Origin of the sequence: Azospirillum sp. B510, from assembly GCF_000010725.1 — a bacterium.
Taxonomy (GTDB): Bacteria; Pseudomonadota; Alphaproteobacteria; order Azospirillales; family Azospirillaceae; genus Azospirillum; species Azospirillum lipoferum_B.
In genome coordinates this window covers 139486-162848 of the sequence record NC_013858.1, presented here as the reverse complement: position 1 = coordinate 162848, position 23363 = coordinate 139486, and the positions used below count along the sequence as shown (strand labels likewise).

18 protein-coding genes are annotated in these 23363 nt (G+C 68.5%); 12 read left to right on the top strand and 6 right to left on the bottom strand.

Annotation, left to right across the window (positions count from 1 at the left end; genetic code table 11):
- The first annotated feature begins 74 nt into the window (after positions 1 to 74).
- From AZL_RS28035 to AZL_RS28025, 3 genes are read left to right on the top strand one after another with little or no spacing between them, the layout of a single operon-like run.
- Complete coding sequence (locus AZL_RS28035) at positions 75 to 1598, top strand: UxaA family hydrolase (protein WP_012977771.1); 1524 nt, start codon at positions 75 to 77, stop codon at positions 1596 to 1598.
- A 41-nt stretch (positions 1599 to 1639) separates the two neighbouring features.
- Complete coding sequence (locus tag AZL_RS28030; RefSeq protein WP_012977770.1) at positions 1640 to 2668, top strand: DMT family transporter; 1029 nt, start codon at positions 1640 to 1642, stop codon at positions 2666 to 2668.
- A 44-nt stretch (positions 2669 to 2712) separates the two neighbouring features.
- Positions 2713 to 3633, top strand: a complete 921-nt coding sequence (locus AZL_RS28025; protein WP_012977769.1) for a sugar kinase — start codon at positions 2713 to 2715, stop codon at positions 3631 to 3633.
- 32 nt (positions 3634 to 3665) lie between these two features.
- Here AZL_RS28025 and AZL_RS28020 read toward each other — a convergent pair whose 3' ends face one another.
- Entirely contained in the window at positions 3666 to 4268 is a 603-nt protein-coding gene (locus tag AZL_RS28020; RefSeq protein ID WP_012977768.1) for a TetR/AcrR family transcriptional regulator, read from the bottom strand.
- A gap of 73 nt (positions 4269 to 4341) precedes the next feature.
- Here AZL_RS28020 and bdcA point away from each other — a divergent pair, with 73 nt between their 5' ends.
- Positions 4342 to 5055 carry an SDR family oxidoreductase gene (bdcA, locus tag AZL_RS28015; RefSeq protein ID WP_012977767.1) on the top strand — a complete coding sequence of 238 codons (714 nt, stop codon included), beginning with the start codon at positions 4342 to 4344 and terminating at the stop codon, positions 5053 to 5055.
- Positions 5056 to 5083: 28 nt separating this feature from the next.
- Here bdcA and ogt read toward each other — a convergent pair whose 3' ends face one another.
- Entirely contained in the window at positions 5084 to 5605 is a 522-nt protein-coding gene (gene ogt / locus AZL_RS28010) for a methylated-DNA--[protein]-cysteine S-methyltransferase (RefSeq protein ID WP_012977766.1), read from the bottom strand.
- 355 nt (positions 5606 to 5960) lie between these two features.
- On the opposite strand from ogt, the gene AZL_RS28005 reads away from it, so the two are divergent.
- The 5 genes from AZL_RS28005 (at position 5961) to hydA (ending at position 12216) form a co-directional block, all read left to right on the top strand.
- Positions 5961 to 7283: an NAD(P)-dependent oxidoreductase gene (locus tag AZL_RS28005; protein ID WP_012977765.1), complete on the top strand. Its 1323-nt coding sequence runs from the start codon at positions 5961 to 5963 to the stop codon at positions 7281 to 7283.
- Positions 7284 to 7300: 17 nt separating this feature from the next.
- Positions 7301 to 8584 carry an NAD-dependent dihydropyrimidine dehydrogenase subunit PreA gene (gene preA / locus AZL_RS28000; protein ID WP_012977764.1) on the top strand — a complete coding sequence of 428 codons (1284 nt, stop codon included), beginning with the start codon at positions 7301 to 7303 and terminating at the stop codon, positions 8582 to 8584.
- A 39-nt stretch (positions 8585 to 8623) separates the two neighbouring features.
- Positions 8624 to 9892 (top strand): Zn-dependent hydrolase, encoded by a 1269-nt coding sequence (locus AZL_RS27995; protein ID WP_012977763.1) that lies wholly within the window; start codon positions 8624 to 8626, stop codon positions 9890 to 9892.
- A 114-nt stretch (positions 9893 to 10006) separates the two neighbouring features.
- Positions 10007 to 10759, top strand: a complete 753-nt coding sequence (locus tag AZL_RS27990; RefSeq protein WP_247894531.1) for a TetR/AcrR family transcriptional regulator — start codon at positions 10007 to 10009, stop codon at positions 10757 to 10759.
- A 14-nt stretch (positions 10760 to 10773) separates the two neighbouring features.
- The gene (gene hydA / locus AZL_RS27985) at positions 10774 to 12216 is read left to right on the top strand and encodes a dihydropyrimidinase (RefSeq protein WP_012977761.1); all 1443 of its coding nucleotides are present in this window, start codon (positions 10774 to 10776) and stop codon (positions 12214 to 12216) included.
- 61 nt (positions 12217 to 12277) lie between these two features.
- On the opposite strand, the gene AZL_RS27980 is transcribed toward hydA, so the two are convergent.
- The 3 genes from AZL_RS27980 to AZL_RS27970 form a co-directional block, all read right to left on the bottom strand.
- Entirely contained in the window at positions 12278 to 14854 is a 2577-nt protein-coding gene (locus tag AZL_RS27980) for a DUF4347 domain-containing protein (protein WP_012977760.1), read from the bottom strand.
- A 386-nt stretch (positions 14855 to 15240) separates the two neighbouring features.
- Complete coding sequence (locus AZL_RS27975) at positions 15241 to 15879, bottom strand: TerC family protein (protein WP_012977759.1); 639 nt, start codon at positions 15877 to 15879, stop codon at positions 15241 to 15243.
- A 284-nt stretch (positions 15880 to 16163) separates the two neighbouring features.
- Positions 16164 to 16988 carry a GntR family transcriptional regulator gene (locus tag AZL_RS27970; RefSeq protein WP_012977758.1) on the bottom strand — a complete coding sequence of 275 codons (825 nt, stop codon included), beginning with the start codon at positions 16986 to 16988 and terminating at the stop codon, positions 16164 to 16166.
- A gap of 319 nt (positions 16989 to 17307) precedes the next feature.
- Between AZL_RS27970 and AZL_RS27965 the strand changes: the two genes are divergently transcribed.
- Complete coding sequence (locus tag AZL_RS27965; RefSeq protein WP_247894530.1) at positions 17308 to 18972, top strand: DUF262 domain-containing protein; 1665 nt, start codon at positions 17308 to 17310, stop codon at positions 18970 to 18972.
- Positions 18972 to 20177, top strand: a complete 1206-nt coding sequence (locus AZL_RS27960) for a type II toxin-antitoxin system HipA family toxin (RefSeq protein WP_042446031.1) — start codon at positions 18972 to 18974, stop codon at positions 20175 to 20177. The genes AZL_RS27965 and AZL_RS27960 overlap by 1 nt, the downstream gene beginning before the upstream one ends.
- Positions 20178 to 20233: 56 nt before the next feature.
- Here the strand turns inward: AZL_RS27960 and AZL_RS27955 are convergent, their stop codons facing one another.
- Positions 20234 to 22390, bottom strand: a complete 2157-nt coding sequence (locus tag AZL_RS27955; protein ID WP_012977755.1) for an NADPH-dependent 2,4-dienoyl-CoA reductase — start codon at positions 22388 to 22390, stop codon at positions 20234 to 20236.
- A 165-nt stretch (positions 22391 to 22555) separates the two neighbouring features.
- Here AZL_RS27955 and hyi point away from each other — a divergent pair, with 165 nt between their 5' ends.
- Positions 22556 to 23350, top strand: a complete 795-nt coding sequence (gene hyi / locus AZL_RS27950) for a hydroxypyruvate isomerase (RefSeq protein ID WP_012977754.1) — start codon at positions 22556 to 22558, stop codon at positions 23348 to 23350.
- Positions 23351 to 23363 lie beyond the last annotated feature (13 nt).

Genomic DNA, 23363 nt, shown 5'->3' with positions numbered 1-23363 from the left:
CTCCCCGCCTTCGGCGGGTCCCCTCCCTCTCCCGGGACGGGAGAGGGAACATCTGGTCTCAAGGACATCTGCCCATGGCATCGCTGACCATCCGCCTGCACCCCGCCGACAATGTCGTCGTCACCGGCGCCGATCTGGAGCCCGGCACCGCCCTGCCCGGTACTGACCTGGCGACCGCCGGACCGGTGCCTGCCGGGCACAAGGTCGCGGTGCGCGCCATCGCGCCCGGCGAGCCGGTGCGCAAATACAATCAGGTCATCGGCTTCGCCACCACGGCGATCCAGCCCGGCGAGCATGTCCATGTCCACAACATGGGCATGGGCGACGATTTCGAGCGCGATTACGCCTTCGGCGCCGACGTCCACCCGGTCGAGCCGATCCCGGAGGCCGAGCGCGCCACCTTCCAGGGCATCCTGCGCGCCGACGGCCGCGTCGCCACCCGCAACTACATCGGCGTGCTGACCTCGGTGAACTGCTCCGCCACCGCGGCGCGGATGATCGCCGACCATTTCCGCGGCTCCGCGCTGGCCGCCTACCCCAACATCGACGGCGTCGTCGCCCTGACCCACGGCTATGGCTGCGGCATGGCCGGCAGCGGCGAGGTGATGGACACGCTGCGCCGCACCATCGCCGGCTACGCCCGCCATCCGAACTTCGCCGCGGTGATCCTGCTCGGCCTCGGCTGCGAGGTGAACCAGATCGACAAGCTGATGGAGGCCACCAGGCTCGAGGCGGGCGCCCGCGTCATCCCCATCGGCATCCAGGATATGGGCGGCACCGCGGCGGCGGCCCGCGAGGGCATCCGCCGGATCGAGGCGCTGCTGCCGGAGATCAACGACGTCACCCGCCAGCCCCTGCCGGCCAGCCATTTGACGCTGGCGCTGCAATGCGGCGGCTCCGACGGCTATTCGGGCATCACCGCCAACCCGGCGCTGGGCTACGCCGTCGACCTGCTGGTGCGCAACGGCGGCACCGCGGTGCTGAGCGAGACGCCGGAGGTCTATGGCGCCGAGCATCTGCTGACCCGCCGCGCCGTCCGCCGCGAGGTCGGCGAGGCGCTGGTCGAGCGCATCGGCTGGTGGGAGGACTACACCAGCCGCACCGGCGGGGAGATGAACAACAACCCGTCGCCCGGCAACAAGAAGGGCGGCCTGACCACCATCCTGGAGAAGTCGCTGGGCGCGGTCGCCAAGGGCGGCACCACCCCGCTGACCGCCGTCTACCGCTATGCCGAGCCGATCGCCGACAAGGGCTTCGTCTTCATGGACACCCCCGGCTACGACCCGGTGTCGGCGACGGGGCAGGTGGCGGGCGGCGCCAACGTGCTGTGCTTCACCACCGGCCGCGGCTCGGTCTTCGGCTGCAAGCCGACGCCCAGCCTGAAGCTGGCGACCAACAGCACGCTGTTCCGCCGGATGCCGGACGACATGGACATCGATTGCGGCGCCATCGCCACCGGCGACGCCTCGATCGAGGAGGTCGGCCGCGCCATCTTCCAGCTGGTGCTCGACACCGCGTCGGGCCGCAAGACCAAGAGCGAGGAACTCGGCGTCGGCGCCGATGAATTCGCGCCTTGGCAGATGGGAGCGGTCATGTGAAGGGTCCGCCCCCTTCCCATGACCGATGACGAGCCGGCGCCATGCCAGACAGCTCCATACCGCGCTCCGGTGCCGAAACCGACCCCGAGCCGGTGAACGCCCCGCAGCCCCCGATCCAGCCGCCCTTCAGGCCGCCCTTCAAGCCGGTTGCCGGAGCCTTGACAGGTCCGGCGCCCAAGGGACCTGCCGCCAAGGGCATGGAGCCGATGCGGGCGATCCTGCTGGTGGTGCTGGCGGTGGCTTGCCTGTCCTGCTCCGACGCCACGGCGAAATATCTCGCCCGCACCCTGCCGCCGGCCGAGATCGCCTGGATGCGCTATGTCGTCTTCACAGCACTGGTGATGCCGCTGGCGCTGCGCGGCGGCCCGCTGCGGGTGCTGCGGACGATGCGGCCGGGGCTGCAAATCCTGCGCGGCCTGGGCATGCTGGGCTCGGCGCTGTTCTTCATCATGGCGATGCGGCATCTGCCGCTGGCGGAGGCCGCGGCGATCAGCTTCGTCTCGCCCGTCTTCGTCACCGTGCTGTCGATCCTGCTGCTGAACGAGAAGGTCGGCTTCCGCCGCTGGGTGGCGCTGCTGGTCGGGCTGGCCGGCGTCGTCATCGTCATCCGGCCGGGCGCCGACGGCTTCCAGCCCGCCGTGCTGCTGCCGGTGCTCACCGCCTTCAGCTGGGCTCTGGGGCTGGTGGCGACGCGCAAGATGACGGTGCGGGAAAGCCCGCTGACCACCATGGTGTGGAGCGCGCTCACCGGCCTGATCGCGCTGACGGCGCTGCTGCCGCTGCACGCGGTGTGGCCGACGCCGTGGGAGATGCTGCTGGGGGCCTTCATCGGGCTGGTCTACACGGCGGCGCAATGGCTGTTGATCCTGGCCTACCGCCAGGGCGAGGCGTCGGTGCTGGCGCCCTTCACCTATGTCCAGCTGATCTGGTCCACGGCGCTGGGCTTCCTCGTCTTCGGCGCGGTGCCCGACCAGTGGACCTTCGCCGGCACCGGCGTGATCATCGCCAGCGGCCTCTACACCGCGCACCGCGAACGGATGCGGGCGCGGCAACGCCGGCTGGCGGCATGAGAAAGCTTTCGCCGGGGCGTCCCCCGGCTTGGGGAGAATGAAGCATGACCGACAGGCCCAACCGCATCGCCGCCATCGGCGAATGCATGATCGAGATGTTCCGGCGGCCCGACGGATCGCTGACCATGGGGTTCGGCGGCGACACGCTGAACACCGCGGTCTATCTGGCGCGGCTGGGCACGCCGGTCGATTACGTCACGGCGCTGGGCGACGACGGCATCAGCGAGGACATGGTGACGGCCTGGGCGGCCGAAGGGGTGGGCACCGGCCATGTCCTGCGCGTGCCGAACCGCCTGCCCGGCCTGTACCTGATCGAAACCGACGCCAGCGGCGAGCGCCGCTTCCTCTATTGGCGCGACAAGGCCCCGGCGCGCGAGCTGTTCGCCCTGCCGCAGACGCCCGACCTGTGCGCGGCGCTGGAAGGCTACGGCATCGTCTATCTGTCCGGCATCAGCATCGCCATCCTCGGCGAGGAAGGCCGCGAGCGGCTGTTCGCGCTGCTGGAGCGGGTACGGGCGCGCGGCGGCAAGGTCGCCTTCGACACCAACTGGCGCCCGCGCCTGTGGCCGGACCTCGCGACCGCGCGAGCCGCCTTCGACCGCATGCTGCGGCTGACCGACATCGCCCTGCCCGGCGTCACCGACCTGCGCGACCTCTATGGCGACGCCGATGCCGACGCCGTGCTCGCCCGCGTGCGCGCCGCCGGGGTGGGCGAGATCGTCCTGAAGCTGGAACAGCCCGGCTGCGTCGTGATCGAGAATGGCGAGGCGGTCGAGGTGCCGGCGCAGAAGGTCGCCTCGGTGGTCGACACCACGGCGGCCGGCGACAGCTTCAGCGCCGGCTATCTGGCATCCCGCCTGCGCGGCGAGGGTGTGGCCGACGCCGCCCGCGCCGCCCACAAGCTGGCCGCCGCCGTCATCCAGCACCGTGGCGCCATCATCCCGCGCGACGCCATGCCGGCCTGACCGCCGGTCCGAGCCCGTTAGCCACTCCTGCGTCAGCCTTCCGCCGCCAGTTCGCGGCGGAAGGCGCGGCCCGCCATTTCGGCGAAGGCGGTCAGCGCCGCCTCGTCGGCGCCGTCGCGCGCCGCCGCCGACATTCCCCGCATCGTGATCATCACGAAATCCGCCAGCGCGGCGGCCCGCTCGGGCTCCCGCGTGGCGATGAAGTCGCGGATCGCCGCCGCGCCGGCCTTCCTCATCGCCTCCGCCAGCGCGGCCGCTTCCGGATCGGCGCTGTTGCGCGCGCCGTCGAGCACGAGGCAGCCCGCCACCCCGTTCCGCCGCGGATAGAGCCGCGCCGCCAGCAGCAGCGTGCGCCCGATCACCTCGGCCACACCGCCGCCCTCGGCCTGCGCGCGGGCGAAGATGTTCGCCTCTCCCGCCGCATAGCGGTGCAGCGCCCGCTCGAACAGCCCGGCCTTGCTGCCGAAGGCGGCATAGAAGCTCGGCGGCTTGATCCCCAGTTCGGCTCCCAGCTCGGCGACGCCCACCGCGTCGTAGCCGCGCGCATGGAACAGCCTCATCGCGGTTTCGACGGCCTCGTCCACATCGAAGGACCGCCGCCGTCCCCGTGATCCCGACATTTCTGTAGCGGTCACTATACTTTCTCCTTGCGCAAATCCCTTGCCTGGATTTATATAGCGGTCACTACATTTCTTCAAGGAGCCCATCATGAGCGAGTTCACCGGCCGCAAGATCCTGGTCCTCGGCGGCAGCCGCGGCATCGGCAAGGCCATCGTCCGCCGCTTCGCCAAGGCCGGCGGCACCGTCGCCTTCACCTATGCCGGGTCGAAGGACGCCGCCGAGGCTCTCGCCGCCGAGACCGGCGCGCAAGCCTTCCGCACCGACAGCGCCGACCGCGACGCCCTGATCGCCACGGTGGCGGACCGCGGCGCGCTGGACGTGCTGGTCGTCAATGCCGGCACGCTGGTGCTGGGCGATCCGCTCACGCTCGATCCCGATGCGGTTGACCGGATGATCGACGTCAATGTCCGGGCGCCCTACCACGCGGCGGTGGAGGCGGCCCGGCGCATGAGCGACGGCGGCCGCATCATCGTCATCGGGTCGGTCAACGGCGACCGCATGCCGTTTGCCGGCGGGGCCGCCTACGCCCTGACCAAGGCGGCGGTCCAGGGCATGGTGCGCGGTCTCGCCCGCGATTTCGGCCATCGCGGCATCACCGTGAACGCCATCCAGCCGGGGCCGACCGACAGCGACATGAACCCGGCCGATGGGCCGATGGCGGCCACCATGCATGGCTTCATGGCGATCAAGCGCCACGTCCATGCCGACGAGGTCGCCGAACTGACCGCCTATGTCGCCGGTCCGCATGCGGCGATGATCACCGGTTCGTTCCAGACCATCGACGGCGGCTTCGGCGCCTGACGGCCGATCGACGGAACCAAGGGGGGCGTCATGGTTGACGCGCCCCCTCATGCGCCAGCAGCCAGCGCTTGCGCTCCACCCCGCCGCCATAGCCGGTCAGCGTTCCGTCCGACCCGATCACCCGGTGACAGGGCACGACGATGCCGACCGGGTTGGCGCCGTTGGCATGGCCCGCCGCCCGCACCGCCGCCGGCCGTCCGGCCAGCGCCGCAAGCGCGCGATAGGTGACGGTGGCGCCACAGGGGATGCCGCGCAGCGCCGCCCACACCGCGCGCTGGAACGGCGTGCCGCCGGTCTTCACCGGCAGCCGGTCGATGATGGCGAGATCGCCGGCGAAATAGGCGTCCATCGCCCGCGTCAGCCCACCCGGATCCGGCACCGCCCGCAACGCGTAGCCGGCGGGATGATGCAGGCGCAAAAGCCGGTGGAGCCGGTCCTCATGGTCGGTCCAGTCCACCGCGCGCAGGGCGCCGTCGCCATCGGCGACGACGATCAGCTCGCCGATGGGCGTGGCGGTGCGGTCGATCAGCAGGCTGGACGGACCGGTCATGACAGGCTCCCTAACCCTGTCGCATAGGCGACCTGCCGAAACTGAAGGCAACGCCACCATCAGGCAAGTCCTTGATCCGGCGCAATCTCCCGTCTCCACCTTCGCCATTTTCCATGTGTTTCTTGCGTATCGCCGATAAAAGAGGCACCAAAAGGCCGTGTTGCGTGCAATCCGCATGGCTGGCATGATGGCGCCATGCCTGTCCATACCGTCAGTTCTTGACCGAACAGTCAGCTTTTCCGCCGCCCTCCGCCCTTGGCGAAGCCGGGGCGGGACCGCTTGCTTCTCTTGGCACGCGGGTTGCTGACGCCTTGCGTGGATACGCCGCTTTGCGACCGAAGGGAAGCCATCCGCCATGACCCTGATCGCTACGCTTGCCAACAGCCCGACCCCCGACGCGGACCAGCCGGCCTCCCCCTACGCCGACCTGACCCCGGCGATGACGCCGGTCCAGGCGCTGGCCGAATCGAACCGCTGCCTGTTCTGCTATGACGCCCCCTGCATCAGGGCCTGCCCGACCGGGATCGACATCCCGGCCTTCATCCGCTCGATCGCCACCGGCAACCTGAAGGGCGCGGCGACGACGATCCTGTCGGAGAACATCATGGGCGGCACCTGCGGCCGCGTCTGCCCGACCGAGACCCTGTGCGAGCAGGCTTGCGTCCGCAACCGGGCGGAGGATCGCCCCGTCGCCATCGGCCGGCTGCAACGCCACGCCACCGACCGCCTCATCGATGGCGAACCCGCCCACCCCTTCGCCCGCGCCGCCGCCACCGGCAAGCGCGTCGCCGTGGTGGGATCCGGCCCGGCCGGCCTGTCCTGCGCCCACCGCCTCGCCACGCTCGGCCATGAGGTGACGGTGTTCGAGGCCAAGGCCAAGTCCGGCGGCCTCAACGAATACGGCCTCGCCCCCTACAAGATGGCCGATGATTTCGCCCAGCGCGAGGTCGCCTTCATCCTCGGCGTCGGCGGCATCACCGTGGAGCATGGCCGCAAGCTGGGCGCCCACCTGTCGCTGGAGAAGCTGCGCGCCGATTATGACGCGGTGTTCCTTGGGCTCGGCCTCGGGTCCAACAACCGCCTGGGCATCCCCGGCGAGGAGCGCGCGGGCGTGGAGGACGCCACCGCCTTCATCGAGCGGGTGCGTCAGGCTCCCCCCGGCCAGCCGCCGGCCGTCGGCAGCAAGGTCGTGGTGATCGGCGGCGGCAACACCGGGGTGGACGCCGCCATCCAGGCCAAGCGCCTGGGTGCCGAGGACGTCACCCTGGTCTACCGCCGCGGCCGGGCCCAGATGGGCGCCACCGCCTGGGAGCAGAAGCTGGCCCAGACCGAAGGCGTGGTCCTCAAGACCTTCGCCGCCCCGAAGGAGATCGGCGAGACCACCATCACCTTCGAGCGCACCCGCCTGAGCGACGGCAAGCTCGCCGCCACCGGCGAGACCTTCACCCTCCAGGCCGACATGGTGCTGAAGGCGGTCGGGCAGACGCTGTCGGCCGAGGCGCTCGACGGGCTGGAGGTCACCGGCGGCAAGATCGCCATCGACGATTCCTATCGCACCACCCTGCCCAAGGTCTGGGCCGGCGGCGACTGCGTCGCCACGGGCGAGGATCTGACGGTCCAGTCCGTGCAGGACGGCAAGCGCGCCGCCCTCGCCATCCACAGCCACCTGACCGCCTGAGGAAAGGGAGCCACATCATGGCCGATCTTCGCAGCACCATCGCCGGCATCCGCTCCCCCAACCCCTTCTGGCTGGCCTCGGCCCCGCCGACCGACAAGGCCTACAACGTCGTCCGCGCCTTCAAGGCCGGCTGGGGCGGCGTCGTCTGGAAGACGCTGGGCGAGGACCCGCCGGTGGTCAACGTCTCCAGCCGCTATGGCGCGCATCTCGACACCGACCGCCGGATGATCGGCTTCAACAACATCGAGCTGATCTCCGACCGGCCGCTGGAGGTCAATCTGCGCGAGATCATCGAGGTCAAGCGCGACTGGCCCGACCGCGCCATGGTCGTCTCGCTGATGGCGACCATGACGGAGGCGGCCTGGGCCGGGCTGGCCCGCCGCGTCGCCGAGACGGGGGCGGCGGACGGGCTGGAACTGAACCTCGGCTGCCCGCACGGCATGTGCGAGCGCGGCATGGGCTCCGCCATCGGGCAGGTGCCGGAGATGGTGGAGCAGGTCACCCGCTGGGTGAAGAACGCCGTCAACCTGCCGGTGATCGTCAAGCTGACCCCCAACATCACCAACATCCTGTGGTCGGCGGAAGCGGCGAAGCGCGGCGGCGCCGACGCCATCTCGCTGATCAACACGGTGAACTCCATCGTCGCGGTCGATCTCGACGCCATGGCGCCGACCCCGGTGGTCGACGGCAAGGGCAGCCATGGCGGCTATTGCGGCCCGGCGGTGAAGCCGATCGCGCTCAACATGGTGGCGGAGATCGCCCGCAATCCCGACACGAGCGGCCTGCCGGTCAGCGGCATCGGCGGCATCACCACCTGGCGCGACGCGGCGGAGTTCCTGGCGCTTGGCGCCACCAATGTCCAGGTCTGCACCGCGGCGATGACCTACGGCTTCAAGATCGTCGAGGACATGATCGGCGGCCTGTCAAACTGGATGGACGGGAAGGGATACCGGACGCTGGACGAGCTGAGCGGCCGGGCGGTGCGCAACGTCGTCAACTGGAACGACCTGAACATGAACTTCTCGACCAAGGCGGTGATCGACCCCGCCTTGTGCATCGATTGCGGCCGCTGCCACGTCGTCTGCGAGGACACCTCGCACCAGGCGATCCGCATCGACCAAGGGGAAGGGCGCCGCGTCTTCACCGTGGTCGACGAGGAGTGCGTCGGCTGCAACCTGTGCAGCCATGTCTGCCCGGTGCCGGACTGCATCACCATGGTGCCGGAACAGACCGGCCTGCCCTACGTCACCTGGCCCAACGACGCCCGCAACCCGATGCGCGTCCCGGAAGCCGCTGAATAGTCAGCCGCCGAACAAGAACGACGTTCAGGAGAGAGCAACATGTCCACCCCGCAGAATGTCGCCGTGAACGGCTCGCGCCTGTGGCAGAGCCTGATGGACATGGCGCGGATCGGCGCCACGCCCAAGGGCGGCGTGTGCCGGCTGGCGCTGACCGACCTCGACAAACAGGGCCGCGACCTGTTCGTGCGCTGGTGCGAGGAGGCCGGCTGCACGGTCTCCGTCGACAAGATGGGCAACATCTTCGCCCGCCGCCCCGGCCGCGACGACAGTCTGCCCCCGGTGATCATGGGCAGCCATCTCGACAGCCAGCCGACCGGCGGCAAATATGACGGCGTCTATGGCGTGCTGGCCGGGCTGGAGGTGGTGCGCAGCCTGAACGACATGAACTATGTCACCGAGGCGCCGGTGGAGGTCGCGGTCTGGACCAACGAGGAGGGGTCGCGCTTCGCCCCGGCCATGGTGGCGTCCGGCGTCTTCGCCGGGGTGTTCGATCTGGACTACGGCCTGTCGCGCGCCGACCTCGACGGCAAGACGATGGGCGACGAGCTGGCCCGCATCGGCTATGCCGGCGATCGGGAGGTCGGCGGGCGCAAGGTCGGCGCCTATTTCGAGGCCCATATCGAACAGGGTCCGATCCTGGAGGCCGAGGGCAAGACCATCGGCGTCGTCACCGATTGCCAGGGCCAGCGCTGGTACGAGATCACCTTCACCGGCCAGGAGGCCCATGCCGGCCCGACCCCGATGGTGCGCCGCAAGGACGCCCTGCTGGGCGCCGCCCGCGTGGTGGATGCGGTGAACCGCATCGGCCTGAAATACGGCCCGCTGGCCTGCGCCACGGTGGGGCTGATGCAGATCCATCCCAACAGCCGCAACGTCATCCCCGGCCGGGTCTTCTTCACCGTCGATTTCCGCCATCCCGACGACAGCATCCTCGCCGCCATGGACGGCGAACTGCGGACCGAGGTGGAACGCATCGCCGGGGAGATCGGGTTGGAGAGCGATTTCAAGCAGATCTGGTACTACGCCCCGATCGCCTTCGACGCCGCCTGCGTCGCCGCCGTCCGCAAGGGGGTGGAGCGCACCGGCCACAGCTTCCGCGACATCGTGTCGGGGGCCGGGCACGACGCCTGCTACCTGTCGAAGGTCGCGCCCACGGGCATGGTCTTCATCCCCTGCATCGACGGCATCAGCCACAATGAGATCGAGGAGACGACCCCGGAATGGTCGACCGCCGGCTGCGAGGTGCTGCTGCACGCCGTGCTCGACCGCGCCGACGCGATGGCGGAGCAGGTGAAAACATCTGCGTGATACTCTCCCTCTCCCGGGGCTCTCAGCGGATCTTCGATCCGCCTGACGCCGTCAGCACAAACGAAGTTTGTGCGAGAGGCGGGAGAGGGCACAGCAACAGCGATGGCGAAAGCGATGGCGCGAACGGCTGCCGACACAGCGGACACCACACAGCCCCAGGCCCTGCCCCAGGGCCGCATCCGGCGTGAGAATGTCGAGCGCATCCTGAAGGCGGCCGAGCGCGTCTTCGCCGAGGCCGGTTGCGCCGGCGCCACCATGGCCGACATCGCCGAGCGCGCCGGCCTGCCCAAGGCCAACCTGCATTATTATTTCGGCACCAAGGAGGATCTCTACCGCGCGGTGCTCGACAACATCCTGCGGATGTGGCTGGCGCCGATCGCCTCCTTCACCCCCGACGCCGATCCGGCGGCGACCCTGACCGCCTATGTCACCGCCAAGATGGAGGTGTCGCGCAGCCGCCCGCACGCCTCCAAGGTCTTCGCCAACGAGATCCTGCATGGCGGCACCCAGGTCGAGCGTTTCCTCGCCGAAGACCTGAGGGCGCTGGTCGACGCCAAGGCGGCGGTGATCGACGGCTGGGTCGCCGCCGGCCGCATGGCCCCGGTCGACGCCCGCCAGTTCCTGTTCCTGATCTGGGCGGTGACCCAGCATTACGCCGACTTCGACGTCCAGATCCGCAAGGTGCTGGGCCGCCGCAGCCTGACCCGCCAGGACTTCGCCGCCATGACGGCCGAAGTCCTGCGCATGGTCCTGCGCGCCGCCGGCCTGCCGGAACCGCGGACGCCGGAACCGGGGACGCCCGGACCGCAAGACTTCGAAACACAAGACTCCGAACCGCCCACCGACTCCGTCCCATCCATGTCCTGAGGGAGCGCCCGAGCATGTCCACCATCCTGATCCGCGGCGGCACCGTCGTCACCGCCGAGCACACCCAGCGCGCCGATGTCCTCTGCCAGGACGGCCTCATCACCGCGGTGGGCGACAAACTCGACGTGCCGGCGGGGGCCGAAATGGTGGATGCCGGCGGCTGCTACGTCATGCCCGGCGGCATCGACCCGCACACCCACATGGAATTGCCCTTCATGGGCACGGTGACGACGGAGGATTTCTTCAGCGGCACCGCCGCCGGCTTTGCCGGGGGAACGACGACGATCATCGACTTCGTCATCCCCAACCCCAGGCAGAGCCTGATGGAGGCCTACCACACCTGGCGCGGCTGGGCGGAGAAGGCGGCCGGCGACTACAGCTTCCACGTCGCCGTGACCTGGTGGGACGAGAGCGTCCGGCGCGACATGGGAACGCTGGTCGCCGACCATGGCGTGAACAGCTTCAAGCATTTCATGGCCTACAAGAACGCCATCATGGCCGATGACGAGACCCTGGTGAACAGCTTCCAGCGCTGCCTGGAGCTGGGCGCCATCCCCACCGTCCATGCCGAGAATGGCGAGCTGGTCTTCCAGCTCCAGAAGAAGCTGCTGGCCCAGGGCCTGACCGGGCCGGAGGCCCATCCCCTCTCCCGCCCGCCGGAGGTGGAGGGCGAGGCGGCCAACCGCGCCATCCAGGTGGCGAAGGTGTTCGGCGTGCCGGTCTACATCGTCCATGTCTCGGCCAAGGAGGCGCTGGCCGCCATCGAGCGCGGCCGGAACGACGGCCAGCGCGTGTTCGGCGAGGTTCTCGCCGGCCATCTGCTGGTCGACGACGGGGTCTACCGCAACCCCGACTGGGACTTCGCCGCCGGCCATGTCATGAGCCCGCCCTTCCGCCCGAAGGAGCATCAGGAGGCGCTGTGGCGCGGGCTCCAGGCCGGGCATCTGCACACCACCGCCACCGACCATTGCTGTTTCTGCGCCGAGCAGAAGGCGATGGGCCGCGACGACTTCACCAAAATCCCCAACGGCACCGCCGGCATCGAGGACCGCATGACCGCGCTGTGGACGCATGGCGTCAACACAGGCCGGCTGACGATGAACGAGTTCGTCGCCGTCACCTCCGCCAATGCGGCGAAGATCTTCAACCTCTACCCGCGCAAGGGCTCGGTCGGCGTCGGGGCCGACGCCGATCTGGTGGTATGGGATCCGAAGGCGACGAAGACCATCTCGGCCAAGACCCAGATGCAGAAGGTCGGCCTGAACATCTTCGAGGGCATGACCGTCACCGGCACGCCGGCCTACACGCTGAGCCGGGGCCGTATCGTCCATGCGCTGGGCGAGAGCCGCGCGGTGCGCGGCGCCGGCCGCTACGTCAACCGCCCCGCCTTCCCGCCGGTCTACGAGGCGGTGACGAAGCGCAACGCCCTGAACATCCCGACGGCGGTGGAGCGGTAGGAAATCCAATCCCTTCTCCCTCCCTCTCCCGGAATGGGAGAGGGAGCTTTACCCCTCCCGATCACCCCACCAGGCTGGCGAACAGGAAGTTCTCCGCCGTCAGGCTGTTGCGGTCGACGCTCATCAGCTTGATCGTGCTGGTGCCGCCGAAATCGATGGACAGGTCGGCGCCCTCCTGGGCCGAGTGGGTCAGCACGTCGTTCAGGCTGGTGAAGCCGGCGATGCCGCGGATGTCGATCACATCGCCGCCGGTGCCGGCCTGGAAGTCGCCAATGCAGTCCCAGCCATCGCCGGCATGCTGGACGAAAATGTCCCGCCCGGCCCCGCCGACCATGTAGTCGTTGCCGGCGCCGCCGATGATGGTGTCGTCGCCGCCGCCGCCGGCCAGATAGTCGCCGGCCGAGGTGCCGGTGACGGTCCGGCCCGGGCTGGTGCCGCCTCCCCCCGTTCCCCCGGCCCCCCCGGATCCAGCCGTCCCCGCGATCGCCGTGAAGGAGAAGTTGGCGGCGGTCAGGCTGCCGCGGCTGGTGTTGGCCAGAATGGCGCTGTTGCCGTTGTCGAAATTGACGACGGTGTTGGCGCCGTCCTGAACGGTGACCGCCATCACCGACGCGAAGTCCTTCAACCCGCTCCAGCCGGCGACGTTCAGCACGTCGCCGCCGTTGCCCGCCTGGAAATCGCCGACGTAATCCCAGCCGTCGCCCGGCTTGAAGACGAAGACGTCGCTGCCGCCGCCGCCGGTCATGTAATCGTTGCCGGCACCGCTGATGATGGTGTCGTTGCCGCTGCCGCCGGCCAGATAATCCTGGCCGTCGGTGCCGGTCAGGATCTGGCCGGCCGTGCCTCCCGGACCGCCGCCGCCGCCATCCCCCGGGCCGCCGGTGCCGGGTTGGCCCAGCGTGATGGTGTTGCCGGACAGGTGGATGTCCGACGCGGCGAAGCTGCCGGCGATGCGCAGGGTCATGTCCGCCCCGGCGGCCGCGTCGAGCCCGACATGGACCAGGGTGACGCCGTTCACCGTCTCCGCCTGGACCTGACCGGCCTGCAACGCGCCGCCGCCGCCACTGCCGACCGTCCCGGAGAGCGACGCCCCGACGATGGCGAAGGCGTCGCCGGTGGCGGCCCCGGTGATGCTATCGAAACCGTTGGCCTGGGCCGCCGTCATCGTCACGCTGTGGCGCCGGCTGCCGGTCAGGGCCAGCGTCTCGACGCTGGTCAGCGTCATGCCGCTGATATCGATCTTCGGCGAGGCGACGTCGGTGTAATATTCGAGATTGTAGCCGTTGTAGCTGGTCAGATCGTCCGACCGCAGTTCCAGCGTATCGGCCCCGGTGCCGCCATCGAAGCTGACGGTGCCGGCGTCATACTGGCTGACCACGATGTAGCGGTCGTTGCCGGCATCGCCATAGACCAGATCATTCTGGGTCTGGGCATAGCTGCCGGAGGTGACGATGCCGGCCAGGATGGTGTCGTCGCCGTCGCCGCCATGAACGGTGTCGCGCTCCCAATCGCCCTTCAGCAGGTCGTTGCCGGCATCGCCATAGATCAGGTCGGCGCCGCCGCCGCCGGCCACCGTGTCGTTGCCGGTCTGCCCGTGCAGCTGGTCATTGTCGGCGCGGCCATAGATCAGGTCGTTGCCGCCGCCGCCGAAGACGCTGTCGTTGCCGTCGCCGGCTTCCAGCGTGTCGTTGCCGGCCCCGCCATGCTCGACATCGTCGCCGCCATGCCCCCAGAACCACACGGCGGTGTCTCCGGCGGTCAGGCTGTCGGCATGTTCGGAACCGACCCAGCGCTGGATGTCGACGAAGCTATCGCCGGCCGCCTCGCCGGTGTTGTTGGCGCCGTTGGTCAAATCCAGCGTGATGCCGGTGGTGGCGTTCTCGTAGGTGACGATGGTGAAGCCGTTGCCGCCGATATAATGGTCGGCGCCCAACCCGCCATTCAGCGTGTCGCCGGCCGACTGGCCGCTGTTGCCGCCGCCGACCAGCGTGTCGTCGCCCAGCCCGCCGATCAGGCTGTCGTTCCCGGTGCCGCCGACGATGCTGTCATTGCCGGCCAGCCCGTTGATGGTGTTGCCGCCATTGTCGCCGATCAGCGTGTCGTTGCCGCTGGTCGCCGTCCCGCGGTAGGCCAGACGGTGCGGCCAGGCTTCCGCCCCGGCGAAGGGACGCGACGCCCGGATCGGGCCGGTCACGACATCGAGATCCCAGGAACCGCCCTGCCCGGCATGGCCGACCGGATGGCTGGCGGCGGCGACGCGCGCGCCGGTGACCGCGGCCAGACGCTCGACGAAATGGCGGCCCCTGTCGCCGGCGCCGACGTCGCAGGCGTGGATCAGGATCTCGCAGCCGGTCGCGTCGGGCCAGCGGCGGTCCAACAGGGCGCCGGCGTCGAGCGGCATCGCCCCAAGCTTCACCACGCCCGGCGCGCCATGGGCGACCAGATGGACGGCGCAGGCCCCTCCCGCCCCGTCCCCGGTCTCGCCGGCCATCTTGCCGGCCATCTCCAGGGCGTCGGCGAGCAGACCGAGGGCGTCCTCGTCGGCGGCGACCCGGACCACCGTCACATCCGGCGCCTGCCGGCCGATCAGCGCGTCGATGTCGGCGAGACCGGCGTCAGCAAGAATGATCCCGTGCATGAAAAAGCCCCTTTCTGGGGAGTTGTTGGAAGTCGTTTCCGCTTTCCGTCATGTACGGGATCATATCCACCAAACAACATCCAATAAGCCCATCATTCCTTGGGACGCCTCCGCTCCGGCCGGGCGACCTGTTTTCTCCGGATCATCGAAAGGGGTACGGTTTCTTTCGATTCAGACGCCATCCGGCTGTCCCGCTACATTGGGCCGGCTTGCCACTCTTTTTCCCCAATTGGGAAGGATCGGCGTTGGTTACCTCCAATTCGGAGATCGCCGCGAACCGCGCGGCGCATAAAGAATAGGCCATCGGGACCCGTCCCGATGGCCCAGTCGGAAGAGCTGTCGCCGAGGAAGCGCGAACCTGGCGCCGGCATCGTCCCGCCGGCGGTTCAGGCGTGGCCGTTCACCAGCGGCCACACTTCCAGGGCGCCGCGGTAGATCATGTGCAGGGCGACATAGAGGATGATGGCGAGGCCGACATAGGCCAGCCAGCGGTGCCTGTGCAGGATGCGGGCGATCAGGCTGGCGGCCAGCCCCATCAGGGCGATGGACAGGGTCAGGCCGATGACCAGCACCCCCAGATGCTCGCGCGCGGCACCCGCGACGGCCAGCACATTGTCGAGCGACATCGACACGTCGGCGACGACGATCTGCCAGACCGCCTGCCCCAGCGTCTTGCGCGAACCGGCCTGGTCGGCCCCCCCCTCCTCCAGCGCCGCGACCGCCTCGTCCTCGTCCTGGGACTGGCGCAGCTCGCGCCACATCTTCCAGCAGACCCACAGCAGCAGCACGCCGCCGGCCAGCAGCAGCCCGATGATCTGGAGCAGCTGGGCGGTGACGGCGGCGAAGGCGATGCGCAGCACGGTGGCGGCCAGGATGCCGATCAGGATCGCCTTGCCGCGCTGTTCACGCGGCAGCCCGGCGGCGGCGAGGCCGATGACGATGGCGTTGTCGCCGGCCAGCACCAGATCGATCATGATGACCTGAAGCAGGGCGACAAGCGCCTCGGTGGTAAAGAGTTCGGTCATTTGGGCACGAGTCCTCACGTCACGATGAATGTGGGAGGAGGAACCGCGCGGCGGTGTGCTGACCGGTCGGGTGGCGCCGAAGGCGTCGGACGGAAGCCCCCGGTCAGGGGCACGAGGCGCGGGCCGCTCCTTCATGTTCCCAGTCCGACATCGCAACCGGTGAGGGTTGCCAGAGGGGCCCGGCCTGGTCCTGGCGCTTTACGCCAAAGTGACGGATTCCGCAAGGCCGCGCTGCCGGCCTGGCGGAACGGTGAGCGGGGATGGCCGCGGATGAAGCCTTTCCGTCACAGGGGGCCGGCCCCGACAGCCCTATCGTCGGCCAAGCTGCCGGAGAAATAGAGCGGGGCGGCGTTGCGCACGTCGTCCACCGTGATCTGAAGATTGTCGAGATGGCTGACCAGGCTTTGTTCGGCCCGATCCGGATCATGGCTGGCGATGGCGTCGACGATCGCCTCATGCTCGGCGATGACGGTGCGCATGCGGCCGGGCACCGGCAGAGTCAGCCGGCGGCAGCGGTCGAGCTGAACCTTGGCCTGCTGGATGACCGTCCAGAAGCCGGGATAGCCCGCCATCTCGGTGATCTGGGCATGAAAGGCCTCGTCGGCCTGATGGAAGCCGTCGGCGTCGCCGGCGCCATCGACCTCGCGCTGGCGTTCCAGGCAGGCGCGCAACGCCGCGATCTGGCTGCGGGTGGCGCGCTCGGCGGCGAAGCGCACCGTCGCCCGCTCCAGCACCTTGCGGATCACCCCGGCCTCCGGCAGCGCCTCCAGCGGAATGCGCGAGACGAAGGTGCCGGATTGCGGGAAGATCTCGATCAACCCCTCGTCGGCCAGCCGCAGCACCGCCTCGCGCACCGGGGTGCGGCTGACGCCATAGGCCTCGGCGATCTGCTTTTCGACGATGGGCTCGCCCGGCTTGCGTTTCAGCGACACGATCTCCGCCCGAAGATCGCGATGGATGGCATCGGCGGCGGTCGGGCCGCGTCGCATGTCCCGCCGTGCCGGCGGACGGACCTGGAGCGGAGCGGTCCTGGCCGACACCTGGGGGGAGGTCGGTGTCGAGGGGACGGCGATGGAACCGGTTTTGGCCGGCGGGGTGCCCGATGGCATGGCGTCCAGCCTCCTCAGAAGCGAATGCCTTAGAATACTAATATATCAGCTTAAGCGGCAAGCGGTTTCGCTCCCTGCCCCTCCGGCGCGGGTGTGACAAAGGCGCCCGCACTCCCGTGGGGGCTGTGGGACGCCCGACGGGAGAGGAAGGGAAAGAGGAAGCCCCAATAGCAGGGAAATTCCGTCTTCCATTTGGATGATATAGACTCCCCGCGCTCCGGGTGCTCCGCCCGACATCGGAAAAAGGTAAACTCTGCGCCTGTCGGCTCCGCAGCCACCATCATGCGGGACAGCCGCGGACATCGACAGGCGCACCGGTTTGAAGATCGAGGTCCGCATGGTCGACAATCGCAACTCCATGGCCGGAGATGACATCGAATCCCTTGATCGCCGCCCCGAGGCGCGGGCATTCAAGGTGGAGGATCTTCTAGGGGAGTTGCGGCGGGGCCGGATGCGCATTCCCTCGTTTCAGCGCGGCCTCCGCTGGGACCGGAGCGACGCGGCCAAACTGTTGGACAGCCTTTGGCGTGGCTACCCCATCGGCAACCTGCTGTTCTGGGAGACCAGTGCCGAAGCGGGCGAGGTGACCTTCGGGACGGTTCGCGTCGGGGGAGGGGCGCGCAGCGACGCCCTGTGGGTCGTGGACGGACAACAGCGATTGATGTCCCTGGCCCGGGTGCTGCTGGCTCCGGAACCGGACCGGGATGATTTCGCTCTGTATTTCGATCTGGATGAGCGGACGTTTTTAGCCCCCCCTAAGGATCGTGCGGCGGATCCCTCCCGCTACCTTCCGATGACCGAGGTGCTCGACCCGGAACGGTTGATGCAGTGGCTGTTCCAACACACATCCGATCAGCCCGAACGGCGCGAGAGAGCCATTACCGTGGGCAGGCGGATTCGCGACTATGAAATCCCAGCCTATCTGGTGCGCACCAACCAAGAGCAAACCCTGCGGGAAATCTTCGGCCGTACCAACTCCAGCGGCCATCCGCTCGGACAGGAACAGGTGTTCGACGCCCTGAATGGAGCGCGCAGCCAAGGTCGTCCCGCCTCTCTCCGGCAGATCGTTTTGGAATTGGCTCCCATGGGGTTCGGGTTGGTCGAGGAAAAGTTGCTGTACCGCTTGTTGCGCGTGCTGCAAGGCAGGGACGTGATCGAGGGCAAGGGCGAGGGACCGATCCGCTTGGACGATGCCGATGCGGAACGGGCCTACCGGACCACGGCTGACGTTGCGCGACGGGTCATCCAGTTCCTGAAGAATGATGTTGGAATTCCACGCTACGACCTCATGCCTTACAAGCAGCCCTTCGTATTGCTGGGCAAGTTCTTCCATCTCTACCCGGATCCCGGAACCCGATCCAGGCAGCTGCTTGAACGCTGGGTATGGCGCGGAGCCCTGACCGGCACCCACCGCGGGGACACCGTGTCCACCAGAGCGACCTTGGACCTGATCATGGAAGGGAACGAAGAGGCCTCCGTGCAGAGGCTGCTGGAGTTGATGACGGGCCGCCCCGACGCTTTACCGAATGTCGATGGCTCTTTCAATTTCCGCTTCGCCGCCGGCAAGCTGCTGGCGCTCGCCATGCTGGACTTGAGGCCACGGGATTTGGACAACGGCCAACTCATCAGTATTGATCAGGAGGCCGGGGCGGAGGAAGTGGACTTCTCCATGCCTCCGATTTTCTTGCGGAATGGTGCGGCAAACCAAGCCTTCCAATCCCTCGCCAATCGCCTGATTCATCCCCATCGCCCCAGGCTGCGTCAACGGTTGACCGAGATGCGGGATCCGGACGTGCTGGCTTCCCATGGCGTCCCGGAAGCTGCCGCTCGGGCATTGCGCGACGGCGACAGCGACGGCTTCCTGAGGACGAGGACCGCCTTCCTGCAACGCCATTGCGACCTGTTCTTCGCCCGGCACGCCCGCTGGGAAGAGAGCGACCGGCCATCCATCGCGGCGCTGGTGGCGGAAGACGAGGACGCGTGATGGTCAGGTCTCTCAGTGTTCTGCTCGGCGACCTGCCGGTCGGCCGGCTCACACTCGGCGCCACCGACGGCAGCGAGTTCCGCCTGCTGGAGACCTACAAGCAGGCCTATCCCCGGCCGGTGCTGGGCCAGATCTTCCTGGACGACCCCGACAAGGTCTGGAGCACCCGCGCCCGGGTACCTCCCTGGTTCTCCAACCTGCTTCCCGAAGGCGTTCTGCGCGATTTGATCGCGAAACAGGCGGGTGTGCCCGCCACACGGCAGTTTCCGCTGCTGCGTCATCTCGGTGAGGATTTGCCAGGTGCGGTGCGCATCGTCCCTGACGGCAGCGAAGGCGCATGGTCGGACGATGGGAATCCGATGGAGCAGGAAGGGACGGAAAGCGGCGAGACTTGGCATTTCTCTCTGGCCGGAGTGCAATTGAAGTTTTCCGCCCGCCGTTCCGAACGCGGATTGACGATCCCGGTTACCGGTCGCGGCGGCGATTGGATCGTCAAGCTGCCGGACAGCCGCTTCCGCACTGTTCCGCAGACCGAATACGCGACCATGCGATGGGCCGAGGCCAGCGGAATCGCCATCCCCGAAATCGACCTCGTTCCGATTGCCGACATAACGGGTCTGCCGTCGTCCTATCGCGATTTCGCCGAACCCTTCGCCCTGGCGATCCGCCGTTTCGACCGCCCGGCCCCAGGCTCGCGGGTCCATATGGAGGATTTCGCCCAAATTCTGGATTTGTACCCGGATCAGAAATACTCGAAATACAATTACGAGACCTTGGCAAGACTGATCAATGCCCTAGGAAAAAACAAAGACCTTCCACAATATGTCCGCCGCGTCATGTTCATGATCGCCTCCGGCAATGGCGACATGCACCATAAGAATTGGACCCTGATCTATCCAGATGGCATCAACGCCACTCTTTCCCCTGCCTATGATCTGGTCTCCACCATCCAGTATCACCCTGAAGACAAGCTGGCCCTGAATCTCGGCGGATCGAAGCGGTGGGAGGATGTGACCGACGCCACCTTCCGGAGCATGGCCCGGAAGGTCGGGGTCGAGGAAAGCCTGATGGCCTCGTGGGTGGACCAAGCCCGGACCACCATTCTTGACGCTTGGCGGGTGAACAAGGGCGATTTCGGCTATGACGCGCAGGCGCGCGAGACCATCGAGCGCCATCTCGCCCGTGTCCCGCTGTTCGGCCGGTGAGTCTACCGGAGCGGGCCGAAACAGAGGCCGGACAGTCCGCCTGACTCGGAAAGTCCCTACAGCCCCGCCGCCAGCCGGGTGCCCTGGGCGATGGCGCGCTTGGCGTCCAGTTCGGCCGCGACATCGGCGCCGCCGATCAGGTGGACGGCGATGCCGGCGGCCTCCAGCGGGGCCTGCAACACGCGCAGCGGCTCCTGTCCGGTGCACAGCACGATGCTGTCGACCGCCAGCGTCCGCACCCGCTCGCGCTTCTCGCCGAAGCTGATGGTCAGCCCCTCATCGTCGATGCGCTCGTAATTCACCCCGGACAGCGCCTCGATGTTCTTCATCTTCAGCTGCGCCCGGTGGATCCAGCCGGTGGTCTTCCCCAGCCCGGCACCCGGCTTGCTCGCCTTGCGCTGGAGCAGCACGACCTCGCGGGCCGGCGGGGTCAGGTGCGGGCGGACGCCGGCGACGCCGCCACGCGCCTCGGCCGGATCGGCGACACCCCATTCGGCCCGCCACAGCGCCGGATCCAGGCTGGGCGACGTCCCCTCATGCACCAGGAACTCGCTGACGTCGAAACCGATGCCGCCCGCCCCGACCACGGCGACGCGGCGGCCGACCGGCTTGGCGCCGCGCAGCAGGTCGATGTAGGTCAGCACCTTCGGGTGGTCCTGGCCGGGAATCCGCGGGTCGCGCGGCACCACCCCGGTCGCCAGCACCACCGCATCGTATCCGGCCCCCGTCAGCTCATCCGCCGTCACCCGCCGCCCGAGATGCAGCGCCACCCCGGTCTCGGCCAGACGGTGGCGGAAATAACGCAAGGTCTCGTGGAACTCCTCCTTGCCGGGGATCAGCTTGGCCATGTTGAACTGGCCGCCGATCTCGTCGGCCGCGTCGAACAGATGCACCTCGTGGCCGCGCTCCGCCGCGGTGGTGGCGCAGGCGAGCCCGGCCGGGCCGGCGCCGACCACGGCGACCCGCTTGCGCCGCGTGGCGGGGGCGATCACCAGCTCCGTCTCGTGGCAGGCGCGCGGGTTGACCAGACAGCTCGCCGTCTTGCCGGAGAAGATATGGTCCAGGCAGGCCTGGTTGCAGGCGATGCAGCTGTTGATCGCCTCCGGCCTGCCCGCCGCCGCCTTGGCGACGAAGTCCGGGTCGGCCAGGAGGGGCCGCGCCATCGACACCATGTCGGCCAGCCCGCCACCGATCACCGCGTCACCGACTTCGGGCGTGTTGATGCGGTTGGTGGTGCAGAGCGGGATCGACACCGCCCCCTTCAGCTTCCCCGTCACCCAGGCGAAATTGGCGCGCGGCACGCTGGTGGCGATGGTCGGCACCCGCGCCTCGTGCCAGCCGATGCCGGTGTTGATGATGGTGGCCCCGGCCTTCTCGATCGCCTGGGCCAGTTGCACGACCTCTTCCCATGTACTGCCATCGGGAATCAGGTCCAGCATCGACAGGCGGTAGATGATGATGAAGTCGCGCCCGACCGCCTCGCGCATGCGCGACACGATCTCCACCGGGAAACGCATGCGGTTCTCATAGGATCCGCCCCATTGATCGGTGCGCTGGTTGGTGTGGGTCACCAGGAACTGGTTGATCAGGTAGCCTTCCGACCCCATCACCTCCACCCCGTCATAGCCGGCCTCGCGCGCCAGCTCGGCGCAGCGGACATAGGCGCGGATCTGGCGCTCCACCCCCCGCGCGGTCAGGGCGCGCGGGGTGAAGGGGGTGATCGGCGACTTGATGCGCGACGGCGCCACCGACAGCGGGCTGTAGGCATAGCGGCCGGCATGCAGGATTTGCAGCGCGATCTTGCCGTCCTCGGCATGCACCGCGTCGGTGACGACCCGGTGCGCCCGCGCCGCGCCATGCCGCGCCAGGGTGGAGCCGAAGGGCGACAGCCACCCCTCGACATTCGGCGAGAATCCGCCGGTCACCATCAGCCCGACCCCGCCGCGCGCCCGCTCGGCGAAATAGGCGGCCAGCCGCGGGAAGTGGCGCCGCCGGTCCTCCAGCCCGGTGTGCATCGATCCCATCAGCACCCGGTTCCTCAGCACCGTGAAGCCGAGGTCGAGGGGGGCCAGCAGATGCGGATAGGGCTGGGAGGCGGGCAGGCTCAACGGAAGTCTCCTCCGGGCGTGACGGCTGCGCTTCTGGCGGCGCTGGGGATACGGATGATCCGTGCCGCGAAGCCTAGTCCAGGGTGACGTATGCGTCAACTCCATTCCGCGACCGCCCGGCGGCGCCAAACCGTTCGCGCTTCCCGCTTTCCGCTGGGTGGAAAAGCCGTTCGGCGAACTGGCTCAAGGGCCTGCGCGGCGGTCAAGCTCCCACCCCAAGGGCCGCCCCGCCATTCCCGGCGGCCAAGTCGCGTAACCCGGAGTTCGGTCATGGTGCAATTCGCCGCCAACCTGACGATGCTCTACAACGAGCATCCCTTCCTCGACCGATTCGCCGCGGCGGCCGATGCCGGCTTCCGTGGGGTCGAGTACCTGTTCCCCTATGATTTCGCCGCCGATGCGCTGGCCGAGAAGCTGCGCCGGCATGGCCTGACCCAGGTCCTGCACAATCTGCCCGCCGGCAATTGGGGCGGCGGCGAACGCGGCATCGCCATCCTGCCCGACCGTGTGCAGGAATTCCGCGACGGCGTCGCCCGCGCCATCGACTATGCCGGCACGCTGGGATGCAAACAGGTCAACTGCCTGGTCGGCATCCTGCCGCAAGGCGCCGACGCCGCCACGGCGCAGAGCACGCTGGTCGGCAACCTCGCCTATGCCGCCGACGCGCTGGCCGGGGCCGGGATCAAGCTGCTGGTCGAGCCGATCAACACCCGCGACATCCCCGGCTTCCACCTGAACCGGACGAAACAGGCGCTCGACCTGATCGATCAGGTCGGCTCCGGCAACCTGTTCCTGCAATACGACATCTACCACATGCAGATCATGGAAGGCGATCTGGCCCGCACCATCGAGGCCAACCTCGCCCGCATCGCCCATGTCCAGCTGGCCGACAATCCCGGCCGTTTCGAGCCCGGCACCGGCGAGATCAATTATCCCTTCCTGTTCAAGCATCTGGACGCCATCGGCTACGGCGGCTGGGTCGGCTGCGAATACAAGCCGAAGACGACGACGACCGAGGGGCTCGGCTGGCTCGCCCCCTACAGGACCGAACCGGCGCAGGCCTGAGACGCCCCCCAAA